This is a genomic window from Domibacillus iocasae (genome assembly GCF_001750285.1).
GTDB classification, from domain to species: domain Bacteria; phylum Bacillota; class Bacilli; order Bacillales; family Domibacillaceae; genus Domibacillus; species Domibacillus iocasae.
In genome coordinates this window covers 13,054-34,645 of sequence record NZ_MAMP01000012.1, presented here as the reverse complement: position 1 = coordinate 34,645, position 21,592 = coordinate 13,054, and the positions used below count along the sequence as shown (strand labels likewise).

At 38.5% G+C, this 21,592-nt stretch carries 15 protein-coding genes and 3 riboswitches; of the genes, 7 read left to right on the top strand and 8 right to left on the bottom strand.

The window, feature by feature from the left end:
* Nucleotides 1-51 precede the first annotated feature (51 nt).
* Nucleotides 52-139: riboswitch (cyclic di-GMP riboswitch) on the bottom strand.
* A 783-nt stretch (nt 140-922) separates the two neighbouring features.
* The 4 genes from BA724_RS04640 (at nt 923) to BA724_RS04630 (ending at nt 6,172) form a co-directional block, all read left to right on the top strand.
* The gene (locus BA724_RS04640) at nt 923-1,732 is read left to right on the top strand and encodes an MOSC domain-containing protein (RefSeq protein WP_245676146.1); all 810 of its coding nucleotides are present in this window, start codon (nt 923-925) and stop codon (nt 1,730-1,732) included.
* A gap of 226 nt (nt 1,733-1,958) precedes the next feature.
* Nucleotides 1,959-2,399, top strand: coding sequence for a hypothetical protein (locus BA724_RS04635; RefSeq protein ID WP_069937508.1), 441 nt, complete (start codon nt 1,959-1,961; stop codon nt 2,397-2,399).
* Nucleotides 2,400-2,845: 446 nt separating this feature from the next.
* A riboswitch (cyclic di-GMP riboswitch) is annotated at nt 2,846-2,936 on the top strand.
* Nucleotides 2,937-2,952: 16 nt separating this feature from the next.
* Nucleotides 2,953-3,093 carry an anti-repressor SinI family protein gene (locus tag BA724_RS17840; RefSeq protein ID WP_083256109.1) on the top strand — a complete coding sequence of 47 codons (141 nt, stop codon included), beginning with the start codon at nt 2,953-2,955 and terminating at the stop codon, nt 3,091-3,093.
* Nucleotides 3,094-5,143: 2,050 nt separating this feature from the next.
* Nucleotides 5,144-6,172, top strand: coding sequence for a zinc-binding alcohol dehydrogenase family protein (locus BA724_RS04630; protein ID WP_069937507.1), 1,029 nt, complete (start codon nt 5,144-5,146; stop codon nt 6,170-6,172).
* A 468-nt stretch (nt 6,173-6,640) separates the two neighbouring features.
* Here the strand turns inward: BA724_RS04630 and BA724_RS04625 are convergent, their stop codons facing one another.
* Nucleotides 6,641-8,143 carry a malate:quinone oxidoreductase gene (locus tag BA724_RS04625; protein WP_069937506.1) on the bottom strand — a complete coding sequence of 501 codons (1,503 nt, stop codon included), beginning with the start codon at nt 8,141-8,143 and terminating at the stop codon, nt 6,641-6,643.
* Nucleotides 8,144-8,918: 775 nt separating this feature from the next.
* On the opposite strand from BA724_RS04625, the gene BA724_RS04620 reads away from it, so the two are divergent.
* The gene (locus tag BA724_RS04620) at nt 8,919-9,572 is read left to right on the top strand and encodes a 2OG-Fe(II) oxygenase (protein ID WP_069937505.1); all 654 of its coding nucleotides are present in this window, start codon (nt 8,919-8,921) and stop codon (nt 9,570-9,572) included.
* Nucleotides 9,573-10,265: 693 nt separating this feature from the next.
* Here the strand turns inward: BA724_RS04620 and BA724_RS18480 are convergent.
* Entirely contained in the window at nt 10,266-10,430 is a 165-nt protein-coding gene (locus BA724_RS18480) for a hypothetical protein (RefSeq protein WP_169818495.1), read from the bottom strand.
* Between the two features lie 385 nt (nt 10,431-10,815).
* On the opposite strand from BA724_RS18480, the gene BA724_RS04615 reads away from it, so the two are divergent.
* Nucleotides 10,816-12,198, top strand: coding sequence for a Mur ligase family protein (locus BA724_RS04615; RefSeq protein ID WP_069937504.1), 1,383 nt, complete (start codon nt 10,816-10,818; stop codon nt 12,196-12,198).
* A gap of 512 nt (nt 12,199-12,710) precedes the next feature.
* Here BA724_RS04615 and BA724_RS04610 read toward each other — a convergent pair.
* Nucleotides 12,711-14,825: a S8 family serine peptidase gene (locus BA724_RS04610; protein ID WP_169818494.1), complete on the bottom strand. Its 2,115-nt coding sequence runs from the start codon at nt 14,823-14,825 to the stop codon at nt 12,711-12,713.
* 901 nt (nt 14,826-15,726) lie between these two features.
* Here BA724_RS04610 and BA724_RS04605 point away from each other — a divergent pair.
* Nucleotides 15,727-16,998: an ATP-binding protein gene (locus tag BA724_RS04605; RefSeq protein WP_069937502.1), complete on the top strand. Its 1,272-nt coding sequence runs from the start codon at nt 15,727-15,729 to the stop codon at nt 16,996-16,998.
* Between the two features lie 545 nt (nt 16,999-17,543).
* On the opposite strand, the gene BA724_RS04600 is transcribed toward BA724_RS04605, so the two are convergent.
* From BA724_RS04600 to BA724_RS04580, 5 genes are all read right to left on the bottom strand, one after another.
* Nucleotides 17,544-18,170 (bottom strand): nitroreductase family protein, encoded by a 627-nt coding sequence (locus BA724_RS04600; RefSeq protein ID WP_069937501.1) that lies wholly within the window; start codon nt 18,168-18,170, stop codon nt 17,544-17,546.
* Nucleotides 18,171-18,241: 71 nt separating this feature from the next.
* Nucleotides 18,242-18,595, bottom strand: coding sequence for a transposase (locus BA724_RS04595; RefSeq protein ID WP_169818493.1), 354 nt, complete (start codon nt 18,593-18,595; stop codon nt 18,242-18,244).
* A 232-nt stretch (nt 18,596-18,827) separates the two neighbouring features.
* Nucleotides 18,828-19,109, bottom strand: coding sequence for a PAS domain-containing protein (locus BA724_RS04590; protein ID WP_169818492.1), 282 nt, complete (start codon nt 19,107-19,109; stop codon nt 18,828-18,830).
* Between the two features lie 67 nt (nt 19,110-19,176).
* Nucleotides 19,177-19,413, bottom strand: coding sequence for a hypothetical protein (locus BA724_RS04585; RefSeq protein WP_069937498.1), 237 nt, complete (start codon nt 19,411-19,413; stop codon nt 19,177-19,179).
* A 75-nt stretch (nt 19,414-19,488) separates the two neighbouring features.
* Nucleotides 19,489-19,579: riboswitch (cyclic di-GMP riboswitch) on the bottom strand.
* 370 nt (nt 19,580-19,949) lie between these two features.
* Nucleotides 19,950-21,587, bottom strand: coding sequence for a sensor domain-containing diguanylate cyclase (locus BA724_RS04580; protein ID WP_069937497.1), 1,638 nt, complete (start codon nt 21,585-21,587; stop codon nt 19,950-19,952).
* Between the last annotated feature and the right edge of the window lie 5 nt (nt 21,588-21,592).

The following is a 21,592-nucleotide window of genomic DNA, read 5'->3' as shown; positions in this document are numbered from 1 at the left end:
TATAAATATAAAAAAGCGATCTTCTAAGGAAGCAGCCTTGTATAAACGGGCTTCGGGAACCCAGTGATCATACTTCCTAACAGAACTTTAGACCGATAATTTTGCGCCCTTATTTTCAATAAGGTTTCCTTTACCAAAGAAAATATATACATATCTTTAGTCATTATAATCTGGTTCAGATGTGGAAACAACAGGAAATTGTTTTATTCTGGCGACGCCATCACACCATCAAATTTTCTGGATCAAATTACTTGCATGAATATTAAATTAAAAATGAAAAGTAGTCGGGAAAGTCAAATAATTAAAGTTGCCCCCTTTTGTTTTTCCCGAATCTTGATTTCTTATAACCTTCTTAGCTCAAATAGAGTGATTACATTAAATACCCCAAATATGTAATGAAGTGACCCCGCAAATTGAAACAAGGAAAAACATCACGCATCAATGATTTTTTCATAAAAGTATACTTTTATGAAAAAGTGACTAAATTCTTTATTTTATTTTTTCGGGATTAATTAGGGGGCTCAGCGCTCTAATCAAATAATCAGCTAGAGCTCAAATACCTCCGCCAACAATCCTGTTATGCTATATTTCCTTATTATGCTGCATGTTATACTTCTTATTTTGTTAATGCACCCAATTGGATGTTCTAACGTCGTTTGTTTAATTTTTATTACTCAATAGCTTGTTCCACTATTCCTCTCCTGAAAAATGAATAATACTCTTTATCTACAATAATGAACTGCATATCCATCCTATCTAGTATTTTAATCATTTAATAACTCTCTTCTAATTCTTTAAAAATGTGAAAGGCTGACCGAAAAATTGAAAGTGCTTTCATTCTTAAAGACTGATAGTATGAATGTAGCTATATTTTATGATTTAATAAGATATAATGACAATAAAAAGGAGGAGAGTGATCAAGGTGACTTCTGCAACTATTGCTTCTTTGTGGAGATATCCGGTTAAATCAATGATGGGTGAAGAACTAAACGCATGCGATCTAACGGAAAAAGGACTGCTGGGAGACAGAGCCTTTGGTGTAATCGATTTGTCATCAGGCAAACTGGCAAACGCAAAAAACCCGCTTAAATGGCCGAATATGTTTCAATACCGGGCCTCTTTTACGGAACCGCCCGAATTGTCTAAGCCATTCCCGCCAGTGCGCATAACATTTCCAGATGGCCAGACAACGCTAAGTACAGATGAAGCGCAAAATGAAAAACTTACAGAAAGCTTTGGCCGAACTGTCCAACTGGCCACTCCATCATCACATGATATCCAGTTTGAAGGCTATATACCAGAGGATATGAAAGAACTGGGAAATCCAGGAACAATTTTCACGCGCAATTCCCCTCAAGAAACGTTTTTCGATATTGCAATGGTTCATATTATAACGACTTCTACTATTGATACTCTTAGAAAATACATTCCTGAGAGCAGAATTGAGCCAAGACGCTTCAGACCAAATATCATTATTCATTTGCCGGATGCAGAAGGGTTTGTCGAAAATGATTGGGTTGGTAAGGTGCTGACAATTGGCGGTCACGTCCAGCTAAAGATTTTGCAGCCGACACCGCGTTGTGTGATGACTACGCTTGCGCAAGGAGACCTTCCGAAAGACCCGAATGTGTTAAAGTCGATTGTCAAAAACAATGCCGGCAGTTTCGGTGTTTACGCATCCGTTGTAAAGAACGGCGAAATTCGAACAGGAAATTCCATTCACATTCATTAAAGAATCGAACAAAATCACAGTAAACACCCAAAAGCGCCTGCCTCTTTTAGGTGTTTTTCTTTATTATTTTCTTCTTTTTCTTTCATTAAGCCTGCAGCAGATGATTGGCCAGTTGAAACGATCCGGATAGCGCTTATTACGCGAAAGACATTGTTTTAATTTGATTGGGTGAGGGTATTAATAATTGCTAGGACTAAGACGGGGAGAATTTTGGGAGGGAATTAATATGAGGAGTTTATTTATTTATTGGCGTCACCTACATGACGACGTATTAGATATAGAAGGACAAAAAGATTTGTTCCGACATAAACCTATTGATCAATTAGTTGAGCTTGCTAAAACTCTCTGCAAAGAAGACAGACCCGAACGTGATCCGCAAGAGTATCGAACTGTTATTTCTGAAACTCCTGAAGACTGTATAAAATTTTATACAGGAAAACGGTTTGCCAGACCCCCTTTTCAATTAATATACACTGGAACGGCAGATGATTATTCTGATTTTCTTATTTCGCTGAACGTTATGTTACGTCTAATTAATACATCTAGTGAAAAGCTTTCCTTTATAATTAGTCTATATTCCGATTTGAAGCAAGTAAACGAAAATGTCGCTGCAAAGTTTGCGGCTGATATAAGAAATAAGATCCTTTATTCCATGAAAGAAAGGTAATTAATTACCCGGCGCTCAAACGAGTATCGGGCTTTTTGTTGAAATCAATTACTTATTTTCTCCTTAAATCAGCCCGCGCTCAATGACCACAAAAATCAAGCCAATCGAATCACTGTTTGTGAGCATTCCATCATCTAGTTTTGGATATGGTTTTTATACTTAATTTAATAGGATTCATAATAAGATATATTATATATAAATTTACCTACCTCGTATCAATTATATTTATAGTTTGTGTGACATCTTTATAACTTTGTTTTTTCTCTTCCTTTTTCTTATGTTTTATTTTTTTTACTCTCTCATATATACGGAATCCGTATGGCATAAAACGTTCAAAAGCCACTTAAAATTCTCTATCAGTTTTCACTATCAAAAAATTTTTACTAAATCCAAATTCCGACAAGATCCTTAAACAACTTTTGTTATACTATGAAGCAATAACAAAAAATGAAAAAAGGTAAACCGATCGAAAGGCCGGGACACAAAGCTCCAGATCTAAGGTCTATACTAAAAGACTATGATGGCTGAGCCGCTTCGGAAACGGAGGTACTTAATGGCAGGGCAAAAAAAACTGACGGAAGAATTTTTGGACGCTGAATGGGTAGAACTGATGAAAGTCGCTAGAAGTTTGGGGTTGTCCATTAAAGAAATCAAAGAATTTTTGGCTGCAAACAAATTATCTAATCCGGCCTAATTAAAGTAACTTTGAAAACTTGCTTCTTATACAAAGAAACCCTGCTTCATTCACTATGAAAGACGATTTAACCAAAAATATGATCCTTCCTTTCGTAAGTGCCTGAATGGCGGTATGAAGAAGATTGTGCAACCCTGTCATGTGACGGGGTTTTTTCCTCTCCCAGCCTATTAGGATTTGTTTCCAATGGCGTTAATTTACCTATTGCTTCAAATAGCTCTTTAAAACTCAAGTCGTTGTCCTATAGCCTTTGATGCAGCATGATCGCCACTCTACTGATAACGTCCTCGTCTTGTTCCTCATGAATTGACTGTACGTTTTGACTGATTTTTCTGTTTTAATTCACAAAGATTAGCTGGAAGTTTAGCTTCACATTTTTCTCCACAGTAGGCCATGACTTCCTCTGGCGGCCATTGCTGCTCACTAGTTTCTGCTTCTTACTGTCTCACTTTTTACTTGCAAGATGTTTTATCTTGTTTAAAATTGGGTATTTGAAATTTAATCTATTTGATTAGACTTATTATCCTGGAGGTCGCTTCACTATGTTATCAATGGAACTTTTTATCTTTATATTGTTAGTAATTTTAGAAGTTAGCCTATTTTTTTTATTAGGCTCTATGTTAAAAAAATTAAACTTATTTTCGAAATCAGAATATAAATCTTCACAAAAGAATAATCAAACACTCGAATGGAAAAACAAACTGTCTTCTTAAAGCGCATTTTGCGCCTTTTTATTTTGTTTTTTTCTTTTTCCAACATATAAAGACTCTATCCCTTATCTTGTTTCTTTGAGTGTCTAATAATATTTCTCATTCTATGACTTTTCTATACAAACGCCTACTCTTTTCACTGATTTTAATAATAATTTCAATATGTAACGCTGCACTATGAAACTTTGAACTATTGAATCCGGCACGTGGCTTTCCTTATACAATTGGTTCGCCGTGGACTATAAATTCAATCACCCAGGCATAACCTCCTTTTACCCCTTAAAATCCGCTTCCTGTATATTCATTTTTTTATTTATAAATTTCAAACATATTTTTTGTGAATTAGGGTATTAATATACGGATTTGTATGGCCGATTTCTTTTTTTTTGTAGAAAATAGTAGAAATCTTCATGTATAATACATTTGAACCAAGATAAACTACCCAAAAAAGGAGTGCTCATTCTGGAAGATACGACTATTCTTCTGTCTGCTGAACTCGGTCGTCTAATAGATGATTATTATAAATGCCCGGATTCGCACATTAAGGAACAAATTCAAAGTGACATTCAACTGTTAAGTGAAGCATTAGTGCAATGTGAACAGCCAGTATAAAAATATATATTGGTTTTTTCTTTTTTGTTTTTAATCATGAATTTTGCACAATGTTAACTATGTTTTTAAAAATCATATCGTTTATTCATATCGCGTTCCTTTTTCTGTAAATATCCTCTGCTCACCTTTCAGGAATCGAATATCAATGGCTGCTTCCTGCAAATTGGCTTTCCTACATTTCCAAGCTCGTACCGATTACGCTCTTAGCCTTCATGCCACGATAAATGCATGCGGTGTGCCCGGACAAACATCTCCGTTCTGCATCGGTTAAATTTTCATAGCCCGCAATTGGTTTCACAATGCTCCACTCCCTTGATTTAATAAATATGTTTTGAATATTTTGCGCCCATCCATAAGCCGGTTCGCCTTTGTTTTTCCAAAGCCTGAATTAAGTCGCTAATATTCATGACTCTACCGGCATCTTTTTATCACACTCAGTTTTAATCCATTAAATTTCGGCCCCCGCAGGCTCTGCATTTATTCCTCACAGCATCTCCATTTCGCTGGCTTTTGATAACTCTTCCCCACATAAACGGACTATTTTCAGCGACGACCTGTGGTTGAATGTAACCGAGTTGTTATTCACTCGTGTATATGCTGACGGTCCACTTAGCCAGCTCCTTACTATTTATTAAGCTGTATTAGGTGTTGCAGAAGTTATAACAGCGTTATTATTTTAAGTCATTACTTACAAAGGGTATAATAGTAAAGAAAGGATGTGGTTTATCATGGATAAAATGAAGGCGGTAGGACTAACCCGGTATCTTCCAATTGAAGATCCAAAAAGCCTGGTAGATGTAGTTGTAGAGAAACCAAAAGCGACAGGTCATGATATTTTGGTCAAAGTTGCCGCCATATCGGTCAATCCGGTTGACACCAAGGTGCGGGCGCCTAAAGACAAAGTTGAAGAAGTTCCTAAAATTTTAGGCTGGGATGTAGCAGGAATTATTGAAGATGCGGGACCGGAATGCTCATTATTCCGTCCGGGGGATGAAGTTTTTTATGCGGGCAGTATTGCACGACAAGGAGGAAACAGTGAATACCATCTGGTCGACGAACGAATCGTTGGGCGCAAGCCCGCTTCCTTGAATTTTGCGGAAGCGGCAGCCCTTCCTCTAACCTCTATCACAGCTTGGGAAGCGCTATTTACTCGAATGTCTATTTCCCAAGATCCAGGTGCCAACGAAGGAAAGGTCCTGCTGATCATTGGGGCAGCCGGGGGTGTAGGGTCCATTGCCACTCAGCTTGCAAAACAGGCTGGGCTTACTGTAATCGGAACTGCTTCCCGACCGGAAACTGTCAGTTGGGTTAAATCAATGGGCGCCGACTATACCATTAATCACCATGACCCGCTCCTTCCACAGCTTCAGGCAATTGGATTTCCAAATGTTCCGTACATTTTCTGCCTGAATGCTTTGGAGAAGCACTGGACCGGCATCAGTGAAGCCGTTTCTCCCCAGGGGGTTGTATGCGCAATTGATGATCCGGCCTCTCCGCTTGACCTCAAACTGCTCAAGCAAAAAAGTGTCACCTTCGTGTGGGAGTTTATGTTTACACGCTCGCTTTATGAAACGGATGATATGATTGAACAGCATCTGTTGCTTAATCATATCGCAGATGCAGTGGACCATCAAAAATTGAAGACAACGCTCGCCGAAGTGCTTGGACCCATTTCAGCAGAGAATGTTCGTCAGGCCCACAAGCTGATCGAAAGCAATAGGACGATTGGCAAGGTTGTTCTAGAGGGCTTTGTTTAAAAACCTGTTTGTGGAAAGTACAAAATAATAGAATTCCTTTGCTCGATAAATCGGTGATACGACTATTGCAATGGGAAATAAATAAAAGGCCGACTGCTGATTGCAGTCGGCCTTTTATTTTGCAATAAGAAACTTGCCGCTATTTGTAATACGGTTCACTGCAGCCTCTCTAACTGCGAATTTTGAAAAAAGAGCCTTCAATCCAAAGATATATAGGTTGAAAAAAGATCCTTACTTTAGAAAACAGGACTGTTTAGGCTGGTGCGTTTCTTATAAATGCAAGGATGATTACCGATTTGTTCTGGCATCCACTCTTCCAACTACCACCTTATTTTGGCACGCATAGATCGGTCTTATAGAGAATGTCTGTCGGTTTGAAAAGGCGCCGATAATAGAAACGATTGTCCATTAATAAAAAATGTTGCTTAAACTTTTTCATTCAATACCTTTGCTTCTACATCCAAATAATTAACTAAAGGCCGGTTTTTTTTCACTTAGACCAAGCGTCTGCGCTGTTAAAGTATGAATTTCGTGCAGAAGCTCTGGATTTTCCATTAGTGACACGCCATAAGAAGGAATCATTTCTTTCATTTTCGGTTCCCACTCTTTCACGTGTTCAGGGAAGCATTTTGTTATGACTTCAAGCATGACGTGAACGGCGGTAGAAGCACCTGGAGAAGCACCGAGCAATGCTGCGATTGAACCATCAGCGGCACTAACAACTTCTGTACCAAATTGAAGCGTTCCTTTGCCGCCAGCTTCCGTATCTTTGATCACTTGCACACGCTGGCCCGCTATTACAAAATCCCAATCCTCGCTTTTGGCGCTGGGGATAAACTCACGCAGCTCTTCCATGCGCTTTTCTTTTGATAACATCACTTGTTGGACTAGGTAGTTTGTCAATGACATATTTTTGGCCCCTGCCGACAGCATGGTTAAGAGATTATCTGGTTTTACGGACGTGACCAAATCAAACAGTGAACCGGTTTTCAAAAACTTTGGTGAGAAGCCGGCAAACGGTCCAAACAGCAGCGATTTTTGATTGTCGATAAATCGTGTGTCAAGATGCGGAACAGACATTGGCGGAGCACCGACCTTCGCTTTTCCGTATACTTTTGCATGATGCTGCGCGACAACATCCGGATTTTTGCACACCATAAAAATTCCGCTTACCGGAAATCCTCCCATATGCTTTCCTTCAGGGATACCGGATTTTTGCAATAAATGCAGGCTTCCTCCGCCTCCTCCGATAAAGACGAATTTTGCAGTATGGCGTTCGATAATACCGCTATCGAGATTGCGTACTTTCAATTCCCACAAGCCGTCACTCGTACGTTTAATATCTTGAACACTCTGTTTGTAGTTTATATCGACATTTTGACTCTCTAAGTGGTCAAACAACATGCGCGTTAAAGAGCCAAAGTTTACATCCGTTCCAGAGTCGATTTTTGTTGCCGCTATCGGTTCATTCGCTGTGCGGTCTTGCATAATAAGTGGAATCCATTCCATCAGCTTTTCCGGATCATCGGAAAATTCCATACCTTGGAACAGCGGATTATTTGACAGCGCTTCAAAACGTTTCTTTAAAAATGTTACATTTTGTTCCCCTTGTACTAAACTCATATGAGGCAACGGCATAATAAATTCCTGTGGATTATGTATCAGCTTGCTGTTTACAAGATAAGACCAAAACTGCATTGAAACTTGAAACTGTTCATTAATGTTTATCGCTTTACTAATGTCTACAGATCCGTCCGGCTTTTCAGTCGTGTAGTTAAGCTCGCACAGCGCCGCATGCCCCGTTCCCGCATTATTCCATTCGTTTGAACTTTCCTCTCCTGCTTTTGAGAGCTTCTCAAATACTGCAATTTTCCAGTCCGGTACTAATTCTTTCAAAAGTGTCCCCAAAGTCGCACTCATGATTCCGGCACCAATTAAGATGACGTCTGTTTTCGTTTCTCTGTTGCTCATTTTTACCATCCCCTTATACCATAAAATTTGCAAAAAGAATGCAGGCGCTCCTGCTCAGGCGCCACATAAAGCCAAGGCGCGACCTAGTCACACACCTTTACTGTTTCAATTATACCCATATCATAGTGTACTACAATTACTTATAGATTAAAATATCTACTATTATCTGATAATTATAAGCTATTTAAAAGCTGGCAAAAAGTGAGAAGTTCATCCACAAGGCCACAGGAACACAAAAAAGCCAAGGTCTTAACCCAGCTTCTTGCAAGGATTAAGGCTTTGATTCGCCATTACCAATGAACCGCTGCCATCTAATTTTCGCTATTATATATGGTAGTGTTTTCTAGTCCATTACACTATACCAGAGAATGAGGTGTTTTTTCATGTTTCATGGTGGGTCAAGCCCTATAAACGATAGACCATAAGCTTAATACAGCCAGCGAATAGAATTTATTTTCCAGGTACAAAAGTTGAGTTATATAGATTCAAGTTTAGGATATATCCCCGCTTTTTCTGCCAGTTCTTTAGAAATAATCATCGTTGCACCAATCCGTGCGGATGCAAAACGGCAATTTGAAAATGCATCATCATTTTATAGCCGCGCGGGTTGGGCTTATATGCCTTCCTTTAACGAGAGCGTATTATTTTTAGTTTGTGTTACAACAATTTGGAAATTTAAACTAAATTTATGATATAGTTATAACAGGTAATCGTCTACAGAGAAAACACCAATAAATTATTCTGAAAATTAAATCTTTTAAGGGGCGGATGAAAGTTGATAACAGATAGTGAACAATCAACCATTAAAGAACAAACTATTTTTAATCACACTGGAAATAATATTCAAACCGAAGATAGAGAAATTAAAATCATTGCCCGATTAGAAGAACCCTTAATAATCATTTTAGGAAATGTTTTGAGTGACGAAGAATGTGACGAATTAATCACATTGTCAAAAGACAAAATAAAGCGTTCAAAAATTGGAACCACACGGGAAGTAAATGAGATAAGAACAAGCAGCGGCATGTTTTTTCAAGAAAATGAAAACGATATCATTACCAAAGTTGAAAAAAGAATATCATCTATTATGAATATACCCATTGAACATGGGGATGGTATTCAAATTCTTAACTACACTCCTGGCCAAGAGTATAAAGCTCATTTTGATTTTTTTTCACCCACAAGCAACGCAGCAAAAAATAATAGAATTAGCACACTCGTCATGTACTTAAATGACGTAGAACAAGGGGGAGAAACCTTTTTTCCAAAACTAAATTTTTCAGTATCCCCTCAAAAGGGAATGGCGGTGTATTTTGAATATTTCTATACTGATAAAAATGTAAACGAACTAACTTTACATGGTGGAGCACCAGTTATAATTGGAGAAAAGTGGATTGCAACACAATGGATGAGAAGGCAAAAATTGTGATGGGCGTTATGTATCATTATTCTCTTGCTCTTTTATGATATGGGAATTCTTCAATAATCCGGTTCGAAATCTTTTTTTCAAAACGTTAAAAGAAGCATCCAGGGATCAACATAAGGAAATGAGGGGAATATACGTTATAAAAAGAAGCGGATTAAAGAAAAAACACGCTGAAGGAATATAAATTCAGCGTGTTTTTTTGTTTGGTTTACTGCTATTTCTGGTACGGCTTATTGTACTTTGTATGATTGTAACAGTTATGGCCTTTCATTCTCTCATCTAATAAACTCCTGAATTGAATGAATCGTTTCATAAAAACGTTTGAAAAGCTCCCCAATATCTGTCTTATCAATTTTGTTTATCCTGTGATGTCACAACCTTTTTAGATAAACACATCCCTTTTTGTTTCGTCTTTTTACTTGTTCGAGTCGTATCTTTTAATAATTCCTTATTAATTCCAATAAAGTATTTCCCTTCATAAATAAGGAAAATATTCTATTTCATTTTCTACTCCTTCTAAATATGTCTGGACAGATGATTTTGTGACCCCAAGTAATTCCGCTGTATATTCAAACGTCAATCCCTCTCTGCCTTAACTAATTTAAAAACATCTTCTTTCCTCTTTGTTAAATCAGCCATCATATCTGTTAAAAACCATTGCTCATCTGTAGTTAGCTTCCGTTCTTCACTAGCCATTCAATCCGGAACAATCGCTTCAATCAATTTCATATCCAATGTATAAGTCCCTGTTCGATCAGCTCGGCATCTTGCCTCTTGATTCCGGCCGGCCATTATCCACTGAATGACAAATTTCACTTCACTGATCATGTTGAACGGCTTATCTTGAATACCCTGCTCCAATAATTCTGGCTTGGCCTCAATGTATGATTATCATCAATAAATTTTTAATGGTCACTTTATTATTTAATGTTTTAAGTCCGTGCCTTTTCAACATTTACTTTTCTAATTTTTCAAGGAATGTATCACTCTAACCTGTAGTAATAATGTAAATGTATTGTTAAGAGAAAAAGGATTTATTTCGCCTTTTAAAAATTCAGCCAACGTTTGAATGCTGGGCGCTCCTTTTATCATGCTTACGATGACAATTATAAAGACTAACCACCTGCAGACTCCTCTACATTATAGAGCAGTACTGTTTTTATGAAAATAACACCTTGATTTGAATGATAAAAAAAAGGCTGGTGAAAGTGTTCCTGAACATTCAGTACTGAAAGGGAGCGATAGCATGAAAACTCTTCTATTAGAGGACATTTTGCAGGCAATGGGCATGAAGCCAAATAAAGCACAAACTAGCGTGCCCATTGTAAATGTGACTCGTGAACTTTATGAGGCAGACAATAACACGGTTTATTTCCGTGTGAAAAAAGGCTGGAAACTGGATGGTGAACGTTTAAAAAAACATCACCACTTCTATATAGTGACAGAAGAGCCCTTTTTAAATATGGAAAAATTAAATCGAGATCAAATTATAATGGTTGCCGATGTGAAGAAAGCTTTCCTGAATTTCACTTCTTATTACCGGCATATGTTTAACATCCCTGTTGTAGCCATTACCGGTACTTGTGGCAAAACAACTACTAAAGAAATGCTCAAACATATTCTCCAAAAAGATTTTACCGTTCAAGCTACAATTTCAAGTAAAAACGCTGGCTGCTTTCATCTTCCCTATCTATTGGGAATTGATGAAAACACAGATGTTGCTGTCATTGAAACGGCTGTATCAGTGCGCGGGGACATGATGGAAGCATGCAATTACTTTTTCCCCACTATCGGTGTCATAACGATGATTGGTGTGGACCACACAGATAAAATCCGTCTATTTGAAAATTATAAAGCAGAAAAAGCAAAGTTAATACAAGGTCTTGGTTATAAAGGGACCTTAATTATTAATCTGGATGATGAACACATTTCATCTATGGATTTCTCTGACTATCGAGGAAAAATCGTGACATTTGGCAAAAGTAAGAATGCACAATTTCAAATAAAAGATATTCATTTTGACAAAAACAACATGAAATTTAAAGTAGCCTATGATGATAAGGTGTTTAAAGGGGTTGTTCCAGGGTTGGGAAGCCATAATGTATACAATGCGGTCGCTTCTATTGCAGTAGCTGCGGAATTGGGAATTGACATTCATATCGCAATAAAAAGGCTGATCTCCTTTTCACCTTTAAAATCTCATTTTCAACTTATCGAAGGACGGAATGAAATAACTATTATTGATGATACATGGAAGTCAAATCCAACTTCTTTAGAAAGCGGATTACGGACTCTCCAGAAAATTCCATTGCCATACCAAAGAAAAATAGCTGTTTTAGGAAGAATAGCTGCACTTGGTGATTATGCAGATGCAGAGTATGAAAAAGCGGGAAAATTAGTGTACCAGTTAGGATTAGACAAACTGATTACAAAAGGCTCTTTGGCTAAAGATATAGGGACAGCTGCGGTTGCATTCGGAATGAATAAACAAGACGTTTATCATTCATCTGAACCCCAGGATATAATAAATTATTTTGACAAGCTGCTGCAGCCAAATGATATTGTGTATTTTAAAACCGGGGGTGAAGATGAAGCATTTGAAGACTTCATTGACTACCTAAAAAAATGAATATATTTTTTAATGTCTATCCGCAAATTAGAATAACTTAGTCTTTTTAACCGCTGTTTTACTTCTAATGAGCAGCAAGATCCTAAGGAGTAAAGTTTATCCCCCAAAAGTATCTCGATATTTTAGTGAGGTCTACTATTAAGGTTATATAGAAACCGTAAATCACTCTCCAACAATCTGAGAGAGAAGCCTCGTTTCCACCAGGCTTCTCCACTTCTCTCTTATGGTTCGGCTCTGCTTGCTAGCACAGTTATGGTAAAATTATTTTTGGACCACCTGTTTTTAAGCATAATTTCTTGATCTAAAGCATTTTTATCTATATTTCTTCTTTTAAAAGTTCGACTTTTAAGCTGGCTGGAAAAAATTCAATTCTGAGTAAGCCCCTTCTTGCACATCGGGTCGGAACTTTTCACTTGATATTAACCCTATCAAAATTCAATAATAAAAAGCTGACACAAAAGCATTTACGCTTTTGTGTCAGCTCAATTTTAGGTACTGCTATGAATATAATATTATTTAGATGACAAACGATAAAGGAAAACGGCCAGTTGGCCACGAGTTATATTACGGGAAACACCGAATTGTGTTGCAGTCAAACCATAGGTGATATTATTAGCAATCAACGCATCTACAGCTGCCTTGTAACGGGGAGAGACATCTGTAAAAGAAGAGGATCTCCCGTCTCCTGAAAGATTGTAAGCCCGCTGTAAAATAAGGGCGACTTCCCCGCGTGTCAGTGGGTCATAGGCACCAAACCTAGTTTCTGTTTTCCCCCCGATAATTCCTGCTTCTTTCAAAGCATTCACTGCCCCTGCTGCTCTTGAAGGTACATCAACAAAACCAGATGCCGGTGCTCTTTCTGTATTTAAATTCAGTTCTTTAGCTAACCAAATGGCCGCATCTGCACGAATAATATTCTTTTGAACACCGAATTCTGTTTGAGATAAACCATTGGAAATTTGTTTACGAACCAAATACTCTATGGCCGGAGCATAAAAGGAAGAAACGTCTTGGAAAGAATCAATATCTGTTTCTGATTCAGGTAATGGTTCTGGACTGTTTACTACAATCATTGTTGATTGACCCTCATAGGTGACCATGATCGTCGTGCTGCCATAGCCGGTTAACTCTACTCTGCCGCCTTTGACCACCGCGACAGCCGGGTTGGCTGATGACCATGCTGCCCCATTCGTCACGTTTTGCACATCGCCGTTTTTGAAGGTAGCTGATGCTGTGACATTGATCACATCTCCCGGTTGTCCTAATAGAATGGTTTGGTTCGCTTCAAGTTTGACGACAGGATTTGTTTCCTGCACTGGCTCAGGAACTGGGACGTTTACGATAAAGACAGCTGACTGATCCCCATACGTCACCGTGATTGTCGTGCTGCCATAGCCATTTAAAACAATTCTTCCGCCTTCAACTGTCGCAACAGCAGTATTAGCCGATGACCACGTGGCCTCATTCGTCACGTTTTGCACGTTGCCGTTTTTGAAGGTAGCGGCTGCTGTAACCTGAATGGCATCTCCCGGAACTCCTGAGAAAGAATTCTCACTGAGCGTTATGCCGTTTAACGGATTCTCTTCCTCCAATTCTATTGGCTCCGTGAAGGAAGAAGCTTGAATGAAGCCATATCCGAAGAATGGATCTCTTCCCGCTGCTCCCAGATCCCGCGTATGCTCAATCAGTACTTGCCGCAGCTCTTCATTGGTAAGTCGCGGGTACGCCTGCTTTAATAAAGCAAGTTTCCCAGTTACATAAGGCGCCGCCATGGAAGTGCCGCTCAAATAAGCATACCGGTCCCCTGTATATGTGCTTAATACTCCTACACCGGGAGCAGCTACCTCTACAGCCGGTCCTGTGGATGAAAAAGAGGCCCGGTTAAAATTGCTGTCTACCGCACCAACTCCGATAACCGACGAATAACGGGCCGGAAAATCTACTGTATCTGCTAATCCATCCGGCGCTCCGTCATTTCCGGCAGCCGCAACAATCAGCAGGCCTTCCGTATAGGCCCGGTCAACGACGGATTGTAATACAACTGAATCAACTTGCGTCCCTGCACTCAAGTTAATGATGTCCATTCCATTTGAGATCGACCAGTCGATTCCTTCAATCATATCGGAGAGATAAGCTGCGCCATCTTGATTAAAGGCTTTTACGGCATAAAGTTCTGATTCATAAGCAGCCCCTCTTACCCCAAAGCTGTTATTTTGCGCGCCGATTATGCCAGCCACGTGTGTTCCATGGCCTTGGTCATCGCTGTATGAAGAGGTATAGGCAACCGTGGACACCCCTCCTGCGACCCTCAAATCGCTGTGCGGCGCGATACCCGAATCAATAACCGCCACTTTAACCCCCTGACCCGTGAGACCGGAATTCCATGCAGCCGGTATGTTCGTGGCCTGAATACCCCAGTCTTCTACCTGCTGATTCAAGTGGATGAGGATATCTTCTTCCACATGCTTTACAGAAGGATCTTTTCTGAGCTCATCAATTGAATCTTCCGGTATTTCAACAGATGCAGCTGACACTTGCTCAAACGCCTCCGTCACATCACCGTCTACACCCTCTACTGTTTTGTCCATCTCTTGTTCACTCGTTTCCTCATCAAAAACAATAACCATTTGTTTTTCCTCATTACTATCAGCAAAGACCGGATGATTTCCGTGAAGCGTCATCAGCAAACCGAAAGATATTACCCTGCATACAAAGTTTTTCAAATCACTGCCCCTTTCAAGATATATTAAATCTAGCAAACTATTTTATTATTCTTTTCCTGCTAGAAGAAGGAATGAAACCTTAAAAACGCATTTTAAAAAGCAAAAAGACTGATTAATGGCAATAGATCTGGGCTTCCCCTTTTTGAAATATTTATCACCCAACCTATCCTTTTTTCAAAAGTTTTTCTATTTCTCAGTATTTTGCCCTTTTTTAAGATAGAGATCTACTGTACACTTTTCCCGAGCATATATTCTCTTTTTATCAATTGAAAATGAGGCAGTATCTTGAGCATGAACAATTTTCAATCATCATGCTAAATCAAAACCTTACCACAACTATGCAATGGCAGGAATTTGCCCATAAGCTTTGTTTTACTGCGTCATACAGACAACCAGCTTACACTTCCTTTCTTCTTTTTAAGAATACAGAAATGGAAAGCGAATAGCTTTGCCCTGCACTTTTGTATCCCGAATTTTATGCTTAAAAAAGACTTGAACTAACAAATGACAAGCAAATAGTCATTAGAAGTATTGCTTACACATTCAGTGTCAAATATGATGTTGCCGAAGAAAGGCTTGAATGCTGGCTGCTATAATGTTCCATAGTTTATTACAGATAAATAGAATTGGAAACGGAATATCATCTTAACTTTTCACCAAAACTTTTGTCTTAATTTGTCGAAAGAAAAAAATAGGGTTTTAGCTTTTTTTGTAGGAGAATAAAAAGAAATACTTGTTTGAAATGATTAGCACTTTTTCCATTTATACATAAATTGTAAGCTAACAGCAAGAAGGGGGAAAAGACATGAGTAACGTACTTCATGATCTTCAAATTTTATTATTAAATATTTTTTTTATTTTTACTTTTTTCTTCATATATCTTAAATTTATTGAAAAAAAAATTTATCAAATAACCAATAAATTTTTAATTATTCTGGCCTCTGGAAGTTCGATTGTATTATGTATGACATTTTCCATCCACATTAGCCCGGGCCAGTTAATCGATATGCGTTATGTCCCCTTTATAGTCGGCGCTTTTTATGGCGGTCGTAAAGTTGCGATTACTTTATTTCTTATTTTAGTTACTTACCGATTTAGTTTAGGTGGTTCCGGCTTTTATATCAATCTAGCAGGCAGTACTCTTTTACTTATTTCACTTTGGTTTATGATTCCTTTTTTTGAGAAGACAGTTAATCTAAAAAAAAGAATACGCCTTGTTATAGCAGTTTCTGTCTTTTCAGCATTGTATACAGGTATTGCACTCGGTTTATTTTTTTCCGAAGTAATGGGGATAAGAACTTTTACAACTTTTACCCTGTTTCTATGTATTCAAATAACTGGAACTATCCTATTTGTTAATTTTATAGAAAGAGCAAAAAAGGATATGGCTATAGCCGCGGAAATAGGAAAGCTGGAAAAGTTAAAAACAGTCAGCGATATGGCAGCTAGTATCTCACATGAGGTACGAAATCCATTGACTGTTACAAGGGGATTTCTCCAATTATTAAGAGATCCTGATCTTACAGAGAAAGAGAAAAGCAACTACATCGATATAGCGGTAGGTGAGCTGGATAAAGCGGAATCCACCATTAGTGATTACCTTACCTTTGCAAGGCCTTCATTAGAAAACATTAAGGTATTAGATTTAAAGAAAGAATTAACGTATGCTGTGAAAGTAGTTGAACCTTTTGCTGCGATGAATAATGTATGTATTGAGCTCCAGCTGCACGCAGATGTCTCTGTTGCAGGTGAAAGTCAAAAACTTCATCAATGTCTCATTAATCTCACTAAAAATGCGATTGAAGCGATGCCTGATGGAGGAAAATTAGTCATTGCGTTACAGAAGGTGAACGGTAAGGCAGTCATCATAGTGGCAGATACAGGGGTTGGCCTGACGGATGAACAGATCGAACGGTTAGGAACCCCCTACTATACAACAAAAGAAAAAGGGACTGGACTTGGAACAATGGTGATCTTCAGCATTGTGAAAGCCATGCGGGGTGAAATTGAAGTGGACAGCGAAGTTGGGAAAGGTACTCGCTTTACTATTCTCCTTCCAGTAGCTGAAGCGATTTAAAAATACTGTGAAGCAGTGTTGGTCTTCTCTTCAAAACCAGCACCGAAACCTGCAACACCGAAAAAGAAAGCTGTAAAAACTACACAGCCCTGCGCAAGAAGTACTCGGATGGCGCGAAAAAAGGCCGCCTATCTTATGATAAGAAATATGATAGAGATAAAGATAGATGGGCTTTGGAATATAAATGATAATTCATATAAATCATCTCTTTTATTAGGCGGAGTTTTGTTACATACCCTTACCGGACATCACGCCTGTTGATTATGAATAATTTTCCATAAATAAACGACAAGCAGCTGTAGCAGAATGTCTTAATCGGCAGAAGCAGTTGCACAGGACAAGTCTGTCTAATTCTGGTTAATCAACAGGCGTGTTGTCAAGGAACTTTAATCGTGTAACTTTTTCTTTAATATATTCAGGTTAAAATAAACCAGAGTTATCAAAAAAAGCAATATTGAAAATAAAATTGCAATGAAGAGTTGATTCTCAAAAAAAAAGGAGTAAGAACAAAGTCCAACCCCTTTTCTTTCTTTTATAATATGAACTCAATGAAATTTAACAATCTTTTCTAGAGTAAAGCGGTGATGAGGATATCCCTCATCATCTGGCTTTCCTATAGGGAGGATTCCTGCGAATTGCACATATTTAGGAAGATTTAATAAATCTCTTACTTTGTCTTGGTCGAAGCCCAGCATGGGATTACTCGCATATCCATATCCCTGAACAGCTGTCATGAGGATACCAAATGCAATGTTGGTTTGATTTAAACCCCATTGGCCGCGGTCTTCAACACTCATACCATTAAAGAATGCTGATAAATTCGCCACTTCTTCTTGTTTTTGCTCTTCAGAAAGACCTGGATGAACGGTGTCACCAATATTTGTAAGTACATCTTCCATATCACTAGTTACGACAATTACTGCTGGAGCTGATGTAACCTGTTTTTGACCATAGGCCGCTTCTTCAAGCTTTTTCTTCAAATTAACATCTGTTACCACATGAAAACGCCATGGCTGAAGATTCCATGCACTTGGGGACAGCTGCACAAGCTCAAAAATGTTTTGAAGATGTTGTTGGTCAATTGGTTGCTGTATGAATTTACGAATACTGCGCCGTGATTCAATGGCTTCTTGAACTGAAATTGTTTGTTCTGTAGTTGTTTTGCGCATCATGTTAATCATCCTCTTTATCGAATTTACTCAGTTAGGATACCCATTTTAAAAGAAAAATACACGCGTGTTGATTAGCCAGAATCATACAGTTTTCTTCCAGTGAACCTCAAAATAATGATGCAGAAACAAGGCCATTTCTGCCTGCCATTCCAGCGGCAGCGCGCATAAAGAAGCATGCGCTGAAAGCCGGCAAGAGACAGCTTGGCATGCGGGATGGAAGATTTCGTCTGATTATACAGCCATTTGAGCAAGACATACGCAATCAAGGCCGCAAAAAGCTGATTATATACGGCATTTTTTGTCGCGCCAAAAAGCACCGGCACATTGAGGTTCTGCTTGATCCATCGGAAAAACGACTCGATCGCCCAGCTTGCTTTGTACATGTCGGCGACCACTTCAGCTGCTACATTCCGCAGGCTTGTCACTACGTCGATTTCATGATTTTCATGGTCTCTGAAAAAAACCACCCGGTGTGGTGTCGTTTCTACGAACGGGATTGAATCGTTCCAAGGCGGCAGGTGATGTCACGGGTCACGTTCGACCCTTATTGAAGGAAAAGGTGTAGTAAAGTCGCGCTGAGTCTAGAAAGAGGACGCTTGGTGGCTCTTATGGCATCAAGGATATTGTTTCGACACGGTTCCGGGGACACGAGCTTGATTAAAAACAAAAACCCCAACATTCTTTTCGAATGGGAAATGTTATGTTTACTGTATTAGATTCTACATCTATTACTCGTCCATTCAACATTTTTATTCTGTATTCACAAAAAGGAAGACTTTCTCCATTTAATAGCCTTTCTAGGCAATCTTGTAATCTATCTACCTCTTCAATCACAAAAATTTCTTGAATTCTTTTACCTAAAATTTCATTCTCATGATTTGCTCCCAGCATCTTTAATGACTCTGGGTTCGTATAAACAATTTTTTCTTCCTGATGCACAAAAACAGCATGAGGGATAGCTCAATAAGAGTACGATACCGTTCTTCACTTTCAGCTAAATGTATTGTTACCTTTTTACGCTCTGTAATATCAAAAGCAATGCCCGCACATAAAATAACTCTTCCTTTCGCATCTTGAATAACATGGGCACTCTCTTGAATTTGACATTCTCAATTGAAACCCAAAGAGCATCTCTTTCTAAATCCATGTACCAAATGGATGCGTTCACACTATCAATCACACTTTTTGTGAATTCAGCATCTTTCTTATTTTTAAATAGGCCGGCAATATAATTAATGTCCATTTACATTCTCCATTTATTTTATTTATTAAATATAAAAAGCCATCTTCTAAGAGAGGAAGCCTTGTATAAATGGGCTTCGGCAACCCGGCGATCATAGTTCCCTAACCAGGACTTTAGACCTTTAGTTTTGCGTCCTTATTTTTCAATAAGTTTGCCTTTATCAAAGAAAATGTATGTCTATCTCTAGTCATTATAATCGGGTTCAAATATGGGAACAACAGGAAACAATCTCACGTGGGATCATGCTGTTATAACGCTAAAATTTACGGGTTAAATCTCTTCTATGAATGCTAAATTAGAAAGAAAAATAGCAGGGAAAGAGTTTTTATCTCTTATAACCTTCTGCCTCAATTAAAGTACTAAAAACCTTCAATTATTTGGTGAAGTGACCCCGTAAAGTGAAACAAGGAAAAGCATCTCATATCAATGGCATTTGAGTTATGACCAGGTGAATGGAGTCTTTATTCTATTTTTTCATGATTAATTAGGCAAGAGTCATTATTTGATCCATTCTTTTTCAGTGAGGGCATTTGCATCTAATCATCCCTGTAAATTCGATAAGTGTTTTTCCCTGTTCTTTTCGCTTGATACATGGCTGTATCTGCTTTTCTGATGAGAGAATGGCCATCTTCCCGTTCATGTAGGTGAAAAGAAATTCCTATACTTGGGGTAATGCGGATACTCTTATTTTTTATGCTGAAAGGAAGTCCCAACATATCAAGTATTCTTTTCGCTATACCTATTACATCCCGCTTCTCAATATCAGTTAACAAAATAGTAAACTCATCGCCTGCCAAGCGGGCAACTACATCACTTTTACGAACAGCGATTGTTAACTTCTCAGCGATCATGTTTAATAAAGTATCCCCTGCATCATGGCCATATAGATCATTGACTTGCTTGAATCCATCTAAGTCAATAAACATAACAGCTGTTACTTTAGGCTCAGCTGGTTTGTCGAGTACTGCTCTTTGAAGGTGTTCTTCGAATAACCGCCTGTTCGGTAATCCCGTTAACGTATCATGATAAGCAAAATGATACATCATTTCTTCTAATTTCTTTCGCTCCGATATATCTTGAAAAAAGACCTGGACATGATCTTGTCCGTGAATGGTAATGGGCAATCCCATAATTTCAACATCGACAATTTTCCCATCGACCCGCATCATTTTTTCTTCTAAAGGAGCTGCAGGGGTTTTATTTTCAAACATCATTTTCAATCGCTCTTTGACAATCTCATGATAACTTGGATGGATAAAGGATAAAGGATTTTGGCCAACGACTTCTTCCAAAGCATTTGCACCTAAAATTTTCATCCCCGCAGGGTTGATATAGGTGAACACACCAGATTTATGGATACCTATTGCAATAGGGGATAATTCAACCAGTTGACGATACCGTTCTTCACTTTCTTTTATTTTCAAGGATGTTTTTTGATCCATGTAACAGCTGATAAAAATAAACCCCTGTATACACAAGATAATAATGACGATGCTTATGGCTAATGGATTATTTTCTGACCAATCATGCGGAAAATCTTGTTGGTAATCGGATGTCGTTAAAAAGGTTGCTGCTTTCATCCCGGTATAATGCATCCCTGAAATCGCAGTACCTATTAAAAGTGCCGCGGCTGGTTTAGCCCACAAGTTATTGTAAACAGGATTGTCTCTAAATAGAGCAAATAGCTGCACAGCGATGTTGGTGGACGCCAGTGCAATCAATACAGATGCCGTAACCCAGACCGGATCATATTGAATCTCTGCTTTTACGATCATTGCTTTCATTCCAATGTAGTGCATTAACAGAATTCCGATTCCCACAATCGTTCCGCTAACAATTAAATATCTTCTAAGGACGTATTGGCTTAACATATAAAAAGCTAAATAGGATGTCATGACAGGCAAAATCATGGATACGGCCACTAGCAATGGATTATAGCCAACGTCCAGATAGATATGGAATGCTAACATCCCAATAAAATGCATCGCCCATATTCCGGTGCCCATTGAGATAGAAGCGGCAATTAGCCAGTAATTCCTCATAATCCCCTTTTCTGCTAATCTTATTCTGCTGACAAGATGAAGAGCCGTATACGATGAGCATATGGCAATCATAATCGAAAAGAAGGCCAATATTAAATGATGCTCACCATAGACATATGTCATATGTTCCATTGATC